Source organism: Phyllobacterium sp. (assembly GCF_037994425.1).
Lineage (GTDB): Bacteria > Pseudomonadota > Alphaproteobacteria > Rhizobiales > Rhizobiaceae > Phyllobacterium.
Map to the genome: position 1 here is coordinate 25,311 of NZ_JBBNAM010000426.1, position 7,763 is coordinate 33,073.

General features: G+C 59.0%; 7 protein-coding genes. 6 read left to right on the plus strand and 1 reads right to left on the minus strand.

Annotated elements, in window-relative coordinates; genetic code table 11:
* Window positions 1-113: 113 nt before the first annotated feature.
* The 5 genes from tkt (at window position 114) to AAAB35_RS28215 (ending at window position 6,556) form a co-directional block, all read left to right on the plus strand.
* Window positions 114-2,099 carry a transketolase gene (tkt, locus tag AAAB35_RS28195; protein ID WP_340671635.1) on the plus strand — a complete coding sequence of 662 codons (1,986 nt, stop codon included), beginning with the start codon at window positions 114-116 and terminating at the stop codon, window positions 2,097-2,099.
* 59 nt (window positions 2,100-2,158) lie between these two features.
* Complete coding sequence (gene gap, locus AAAB35_RS28200; RefSeq protein WP_340671636.1) at window positions 2,159-3,166, plus strand: type I glyceraldehyde-3-phosphate dehydrogenase; 1,008 nt, start codon at window positions 2,159-2,161, stop codon at window positions 3,164-3,166.
* 124 nt (window positions 3,167-3,290) lie between these two features.
* Window positions 3,291-4,484 (plus strand): phosphoglycerate kinase, encoded by a 1,194-nt coding sequence (locus tag AAAB35_RS28205; RefSeq protein ID WP_340671637.1) that lies wholly within the window; start codon window positions 3,291-3,293, stop codon window positions 4,482-4,484.
* A 219-nt stretch (window positions 4,485-4,703) separates the two neighbouring features.
* Window positions 4,704-5,729 (plus strand): class I fructose-bisphosphate aldolase, encoded by a 1,026-nt coding sequence (locus tag AAAB35_RS28210; protein WP_340671638.1) that lies wholly within the window; start codon window positions 4,704-4,706, stop codon window positions 5,727-5,729.
* 80 nt (window positions 5,730-5,809) lie between these two features.
* On the plus strand, window positions 5,810-6,556 hold the full coding sequence (locus AAAB35_RS28215; RefSeq protein WP_340671639.1) for an SGNH/GDSL hydrolase family protein: 747 nt from the start codon (window positions 5,810-5,812) through the stop codon (window positions 6,554-6,556).
* Between the two features lie 116 nt (window positions 6,557-6,672).
* Here AAAB35_RS28215 and AAAB35_RS28220 read toward each other — a convergent pair whose 3' ends face one another.
* Entirely contained in the window at window positions 6,673-6,834 is a 162-nt protein-coding gene (locus AAAB35_RS28220; RefSeq protein ID WP_340671640.1) for a hypothetical protein, read from the minus strand.
* 125 nt (window positions 6,835-6,959) lie between these two features.
* Here AAAB35_RS28220 and AAAB35_RS28225 point away from each other — a divergent pair.
* Window positions 6,960-7,763 (plus strand): AMP-binding protein (locus tag AAAB35_RS28225; protein WP_340671641.1); only part of this gene is annotated, 804 nt, incomplete at its 3' end.

Sequence of the window (7,763 nt, forward strand, 5' to 3'; positions counted from 1 at the left end):
GGCTGGTTTTATTGACTCCCTGATGACACCTGCTATGTGTCGCGTGCCTTTTGGATTTTGTCTGACCGGCTTCCAGAAACGGCGTCTCCTTTCCTCCACGAAAGACGGTAAACATGACCAATTCTGAAAAATCCAACCAAATGGCCAATGCGATCCGCTTCCTGTCGGCGGATGCTGTCGAGAAGGCCAATTCGGGCCACCCCGGCCTTCCCATGGGCGCAGCAGACATTGCGACCGTCCTTTTCACCAAGTATCTCAAATTCGATCCGAAATCGCCGCAATGGCCGGATCGCGATCGTTTCGTGCTTTCCGCCGGTCATGGCTCGATGCTGCTTTATTCGCTGCTCTACCTGACGGGCTACGAGGACATGACGATCGAGGAAATCAAGAATTTCCGCCAGCTCGGTTCGCGTACCGCGGGTCATCCGGAGTATGGTCATGCTTCGGGCATCGAGACGACAACCGGTCCGCTTGGCCAAGGTCTCGGCAATTCGGTCGGCATGGCCCTTTCTGAGCGCATCATGAACGCGCATTTCGGCAACGATCTTGTCGATCACCACACCTATGTCATTGTCGGCGACGGCTGCCTGATGGAAGGCATCAGCCAGGAGGCGATCGCACTCGCGGGCCATCTGAAGCTCAACAAGCTGATCGTGTTCTGGGATCACAATAACATTTCCATCGATGGCCCGGTGTCTCTCGCCGACAACACCGATCAGCGCGCCCGTTTCGAGGCTTCCGGCTGGCATACGCTGGAGATCGACGGCCACGATCAGGACGCGATTGCCGCAGCCATTGAGGATGCACACAAGTCCGACAGGCCGACGATGATCGCCTGCCGCACCACGATCGGTTTCGGCGCGCCGACGAAGGCCGGCACCAACAAGGTACATGGTTCGCCGCTCGGGGCCGAAGAACTTGCCGGAGCCCGCAAGGCGCTCGGCTGGACCGCGGATCCGTTCGTGGTGCCCGCCGATATTCTCGAAGCGTGGCGTGCCGCAGGCCAGCGTTCGGTCAAGGCACATGCGTCATGGAGCAACCGCCTTGCCGCTGCGGATGCCGGCGTGCGCGCCGAATATGAACGGCGCATCGCAGGCGATCTTCCGGCCGGGTTCGAGGCCGCGATCATCGCCTACAAAAAGAAGCTGTCGGAGGAAAAGCCGAAGGTTGCAACGCGCAAGGCCTCCGAAATGGCGCTCGAGGTCATCAACGGCATTGTTCCCGAAACGATCGGCGGTTCAGCCGACCTTACTGGCTCCAACAATACCAAGACCAGCCAGACCAAGAACATCACGCCAGAGGACTATGGGCAGCGTTACGTCCATTACGGTATCCGCGAGCACGGCATGGCGGCCGCGATGAACGGTATCGCGCTGCATGCCGGCCTCATTCCTTATTCGGGCACGTTCCTTACCTTCTCCGACTATGCGCGCGGCGCGATGCGTCTTTCCTGCGTGATGGGTGTCCGTGTCATCTATGTCATGACGCACGACTCGATCGGTCTTGGCGAAGACGGTCCGACACACCAGCCAGTGGAGCATCTCGCCGCATTGCGGGCCATCCCGCACAACTACGTCTTCCGTCCGGCGGACGTCGTTGAAACCGCGGAGTGCTGGGAACTCGCGCTCAAATCACGCAAGCGCCCTTCGACCCTCGCGCTTACCCGCCAGAATTTGCCAACGGTCCGTACGGAACATTTTGACGAAAACAAATGCGCCTATGGCGCCTATGAGCTTGCGGCAGCGAGCGGCAAGGCCGAAGTCACGATCTTCGCAACCGGCTCCGAAGTCGAAATCGCGCTTGCCGGACGCGAGCAGCTTGAGGCCAACGGCCATCCGACTCGCGTCGTCTCGGTTCCATGCTTCGAACTTTTCGAGGAACAGAGCGACGATTACAAGAACAAGGTCATCGGCGATGCGCCCGTAAAGATTGCCGTCGAAGCGGCGATCCGCCTCGGCTGGGACCGTTTCATCGGTCTCGACGGCACCTTCATCGGCATGACCGGTTTTGGCGCCAGCGGCCCGATCGAAGCGCTTTACAAGCATTTTGGCATCACCGCGGACGCAATTGTCGCAGCGGCGACCAGTAAGTTGAAATAGTCGATCGATTACCAGCATAATCCAACCAAGGGCTCCTAACCCCCAAGGGAGAGACAAAAATGACAGTTCGCGTTGCAATCAACGGTTTTGGCCGCATTGGCCGTAATGTTCTTCGGGCGATTGTGGAATCCGGCCGTACCGACATCGAGGTCGTTGCGATCAACGATCTAGGCCCTGTGGAGACCAATGCCCATCTGATGCGCTACGATTCCGTTCACGGACGCTTCCCCGGAACCGTTACGGTTTCCGGCGACACGATCGATGTCGGTCGTGGGCCCATCAAGGTGGCCGCCGTGCGCAACCCCGTTGAATTGCCGTGGAAAGAGCTGGGCGTCGATATTGCCCTTGAATGCACCGGCATTTTCACCGCCCGCGACAAGGCAGCCGCCCACCTTGAGGCCGGTGCAAAGCGCGTCATCGTTTCGGCTCCTGCCGAAGGCGCGGATCTCACCGTCGTTTTTGGCGTCAACGATCATAAGCTCACCAAGGAGCATATGGTAATTTCCAATGCGTCCTGCACGACGAACTGCCTTGCGCCGGTTGCTTATGTGCTCAATGAAGCAGTCGGCATAGATCATGGCTTCATGACCACGATCCACAGCTATACCGGCGACCAGCCGACTCTCGACACGATGCACAAGGACCTCTATCGCGGCCGGGCCGCAGCCCTGTCGATGATCCCAACCTCGACCGGCGCCGCCAAGGCGGTAGGGCTCGTCCTTCCGGAACTCAATGGCAAGCTGGACGGTACTGCAATCCGCGTCCCGACACCGAACGTATCGGTCGTCGATTTCAAGTTCATTGCCAAGCGCCCCACGACGGTCGCCGAGATCAACGAAGCTATCAAGACGGCTGCCAACGGCAAGTTGAAGGGCATTCTCGGCTACACGGAATCGCCGAATGTATCGATCGATTTCAACCATGACCCGCATTCGTCCGTCTTCCATATCGACCAGACCAAGGTCATGGACGGCACATTCGTGCGCATCCTTTCCTGGTACGACAATGAATGGGGTTTCTCGAGCCGCATGGGCGACACCGCCGTAGCGTTCGGCAAGGTGATCTGATTGGTCACGGTTTGACTGTTTCAGGATGGCGGGTCGACAACACCCGCCATTTTGCTTTTGATAGGTTTTTCCAAGACCATAGGCCAGCGGGCCAGATTTATGCGTCCATATGAGGGTAAAGACGATGCCAGCTTTCAAAACGCTTGATGACGCCGATGTTGCGGGAAAGCGCGTCCTTGTGCGCGTTGACCTGAATGTTCCTGTTGCCGATGGCGTCGTTAGCGACGCAACGCGGATCGAGCGCGTCGCGCCGACCATTCTCGAACTGGCAGGCAAGGGCGCCAAGGTCATATTGCTGGCGCATTTCGGTCGGCCCAAGGATGGTCCGACGCCGGAATTCTCGTTGAAACCCATCGCCCACGCCGTAGCCAAGGTCATCGACCGCAACGTTCAATTTGCCGAGGATTGCATCGGCGAGACGGCGGCGGAAGCCGTGGCGAAACTCAAGAATGGCGAGATCTTGCTTGTTGAGAACACCCGCTTTCACAAGGGTGAAGAAAAGAACGACCCGGCGTTCGTCAAGGCGCTGGCGGCGAATGGCGATCTCTATGTGAACGATGCTTTCTCGGCGGCGCATCGCGCCCATGCCTCGACCGAAGGGCTGGCCCACGTTTTGCCGGCTTATGCGGGTCGCACGATGCAAGCCGAGCTCGATGCCCTGGAAAAGGGTCTTGGAAATCCGCAACGTCCGGTCGTTGCTATCGTCGGCGGCGCCAAGGTTTCTTCCAAGCTCGACCTCCTCGGCAATCTGGTGCAGAAGGTGGACGCGCTCGTCATCGGCGGCGGTATGGCCAATACGTTCCTTGCAGCGCAGGGTGTTGGCGTCGGCAAGTCGCTGTGTGAACACGATCTTGCCGCGACGGCACGCGAGATCATGGCCAAGGCCAATGCCGCCAACTGTACGATCATCCTGCCAGTCGATGCGATCGTTGCCTGGCATTTCGAGGCCAATGCCCCGCATCGCGCCTATGGGCTCGATGCCATTCCCGACGACGGCATGATCCTCGATGTCGGCCCGCAATCGATCGAACGCATCAAAGGGGCAATCGACGATGCGTCGACGCTGGTTTGGAATGGCCCGCTCGGCGCCTTCGAACTCCACCCCTTCGATCAGGCAACGGTTGCAGCCGCCCGTCATGTTGCAGCGCGCACGCGGGCAAAGCACCTTACCTCGGTCGCCGGCGGCGGTGATACGGTCGCTGCGCTCAACCATGCGGGCGTGGCCGATGATTTCAGCTATGTTTCGACTGCTGGCGGCGCTTTCCTCGAATGGATGGAAGGCAAGCCACTTCCGGGCGTTGACGTCCTGAAAAAGTAAACTGTGTTGAAGCGTTGGAGTAAGCTCCTGTTTCCCGGGGGCTTTTCTCCACGTCGATAATTTGCACGCGTGCGCCGCACGCAATTAACGAACAATAGAAAATGTTATCCTGTTAAATCGGTTGAAAAAATTTCAATCGTTTCAATAGCTTGGATCGCCATTTCGTTTCCCTTACGCTTCTGGTATTCGCCTCGCATGGGAAACGGAGTAAGATAATCTATGAGCGAACGCCTGGAAGATATCGCGATTGCAATGGTTGCCAACGGTAAAGGCATCCTTGCTGCCGATGAAAGCACCGCAACGATCAAGAAACGGTTCGACACCATCGGCCTAGAATCGACCGCCGATAGCCGGCGGGACTATCGCGAGATGCTGTTCCGTTCGCAAGACGCGATGCGGAACAACATTTCCGGGGTCATTCTCTATGACGAAACCATCCGGCAGAGCGCCAAGGACGGAACGCCTTTCGTCGATATCATGAAGGCTGACGGTTGCATTCCTGGCATCAAGGTTGATGCCGGCGCAAAGCCGCTCGCCTTCTATCCCGGCGAGACGATCACCGAGGGCCTTGATGGCCTGCGCGAGCGCCTTGCCGAGTATTACGGACTTGGCGCACGCTTCGCCAAATGGCGCAGCGTGATCTCTATCAGCGATACGTTGCCGACCTGGGGCGCAGTAAAACAGAACGCGCAGGCACTGGCCCGCTATGCATCGCTTTGCCAGGAAGCGGGGATCGTCCCGATCGTCGAGCCTGAAGTACTGATGGACGGCAAGCCCGGAACGCATTCGATCGATCGCTGCTACGAGGTGACCGAACTCGTGCTGAAGACAGTTTTTGCCGAACTTTTCGATGCCCGTGTCAAACTCGAGGGCATGATCCTCAAGCCAAACATGGTCATCGATGGTCAGAAAGCCCGCAAGGCCTCGGTCGAAGAAGTGGCCGAGCAGACCGTGCGTGTTCTAAAGCAGACCGTGCCGGCAGCTGTTCCTGGCATTGCCTTCCTCTCCGGTGGCCAGAGCGACGAGGAAGCGACGGCGCATCTTTCGGCCATGAACGCCAACTATACGATGCCGTGGAAGCTGACGTTCTCCTACGGCCGCGCCCTGCAGGCAGCTGCGCTCAATGCTTGGAACGGTAAGTCGGAGAACATTGCTGCGGGCCAGCGTGCCTTCACGCACCGTGCCAAGATGAATGGCCTCGCCGCGACCGGCGGCTGGAAGAAGGACCTTGAGAAGGCTGCTTAAGCGTTTTTTATATAAAAGCGTATCTCATGGGCCCGGGCTGGAATCAGTCCGGGTCTTTTTCATGGAGCTTTCAACCGCGAATGACATCGCCGATCCATCCGCTCGTCAGCTGGCTGCTCTATCCCGTTTATGCCTGGCAGGGCATCGGTGTGCGGTTGCGGACGGAGCGCATGTTGCCGCCCGCGGGCCTGGCGGTGGGCGAGATCGCGGGCAAGGACCCAGCCATCCGGCTGCTGGTGCTCGGAGATTCGTCTTCGGCCGGCGTTGGCGTCGGCGATCCGTGGCAGGGTCTGTGCGTTAGGCTCGCCGTGCATTTGCAAGGGCGCACCGGGCGCAAGATTATCTGGCGCGCCGCGGGTTTCAATTCGGCAACCTCCGGCCAGTTGCGAGACCATATCGTTCCCAATCTCGAGCGCGGTCTGTGGACGCATATCGTGCTGACGACCGGAACCAACGATACCAAGAATTTTCATTCCCTGCCTCGGTTCAAACGGGAGTTTGGCGGGCTTCTCTACGCGTTGAAAGCCAAATGGCCGGAGGCGCACATCGTGTGGTCGAAAGTGATCGATTTTCGCGATGTGCCGGCGATGCCGAAGCTTCTCGGCCGCATTCTGGAAGGACGGGCCGCCGCTATCAACAAGCTCGGCGATCGGCTTTGCCGGGAGCGCATGGCGGTAGCCGCCACGCGGCTTCCGGTCGAAGGGCCGGAGGGCTTTGCTACGGATGGCTTTCACGCCTCAGCGCTCGGCTACGATGCCTGGGCCAAACACCTCGTGCCGTTCATCCTCAACCGCACCGAGGCCGAGAATGGGCAGGAATTGCCGTAGTAGCACTGTCCTTTGCCAAACCGACACATTGGAGATTAGTACTGTGTTGCATGCAGTCGATCTCAGCCCTTGTGGGGAGATGGGCGGCAGCCCGGACGGGATGACTCGACTAGAATCTAGCCCGCGTGGCCAATCACGACGACCAAAAACATCGCCAGCATTGCGCCGGCAGCGATCTTCCAGAAATCACCGCGCTTTTTCATGCCAGGCCAACCGAGCGGCTTGATGATGTGAATTATCATCATCAAAATCAGTGCAAAGGGTAGAATCTTGATCATGGAGTCCGGCTGTTGGAAGCGTTCGGGTCGGTGGCGGAGTTGTGGGCGATTGGCGGGGGACTGTCAATTCGACCTTTGACTCTGCTTCACACATTGAGGATGCTGCCAAACTCGGGAGGAAATACATGACATCACGATACAAGGACGTTTACCGCGAGTGGCAGGCGGATCCGCTGGCATTCTGGGCGCATGCTGCCATTGCGATAGACTGGTTCAAGCCCTGGAACAAGGTCTTCGACGCCGAGCAAGGCCCTTACGGGCGCTGGTATGCCGGCGCGGAGTGCAATACCTGCCACAATGCCGTCGACCGCCATGTCGAGCAAGGCAGGGCCGATCAGGTGGCGCTCATTTACGACAGTGCCGTAACGGGAATGCAGCGCAAGATCACCTATGCCGAACTGCTCGATGAGGTCAACACGCTCGCCGCCGTATTGACCGACAAGGGCGTCGACAAGGGAGACCGCGTCATTATCTACATGGCCATGGTGCCGGAAGCCATCATTGCAATGCTCGCCTGCGCGCGGATCGGCGCAGTCCATTCCGTCGTCTTTGGAGGCTTTGCAGCGCACGAGCTTGCGACGCGCATCGACGATGCCAAACCGGTCATGATCGTCGCGACGTCGTGCGGTCTCGAACCCGGGCGTGTCGTGCCTTACAAGCCCATGCTTGACAAGGCCATCGAACAGGCCGCCCACAAAGTTGAAACCTGCCTCATTCTCGTACGCCCGCAACAGCTGTACGAACTCGTTGCGGGTCGTGATTTCGACTACGCCGAGGCGGTGGCCGCTGCCCGGGGCCGCACGGTTCCTTGCGCGGTCGTCAAGGCAACCGACCCGCTCTATATTCTCTATACATCCGGCACGACCGGCCAGCCCAAAGGCGTCGTGCGCGACAATGGCGGGCATCTGGTGGCGCTGGCCTGGTCGATG

Excerpts from the sequence above, each read along its gene's own strand:
- tkt (WP_340671635.1), top strand. The coding sequence starts at position 114 with ATGACCAATTCTGAAAAATCCAACCAAATGGCCAATGCGATCCGCTTC.
- gap (WP_340671636.1), top strand. The coding sequence starts at position 2,159 with ATGACAGTTCGCGTTGCAATCAACGGTTTTGGCCGCATTGGCCGTAAT.
- AAAB35_RS28205 (WP_340671637.1), top strand. The coding sequence starts at position 3,291 with ATGCCAGCTTTCAAAACGCTTGATGACGCCGATGTTGCGGGAAAGCGC.
- AAAB35_RS28210 (WP_340671638.1), top strand. The coding sequence starts at position 4,704 with ATGAGCGAACGCCTGGAAGATATCGCGATTGCAATGGTTGCCAACGGT.
- AAAB35_RS28215 (WP_340671639.1), top strand. The coding sequence starts at position 5,810 with ATGACATCGCCGATCCATCCGCTCGTCAGCTGGCTGCTCTATCCCGTT.
- AAAB35_RS28220 (WP_340671640.1), bottom strand. The coding sequence starts at position 6,834 with ATGATCAAGATTCTACCCTTTGCACTGATTTTGATGATGATAATTCAC.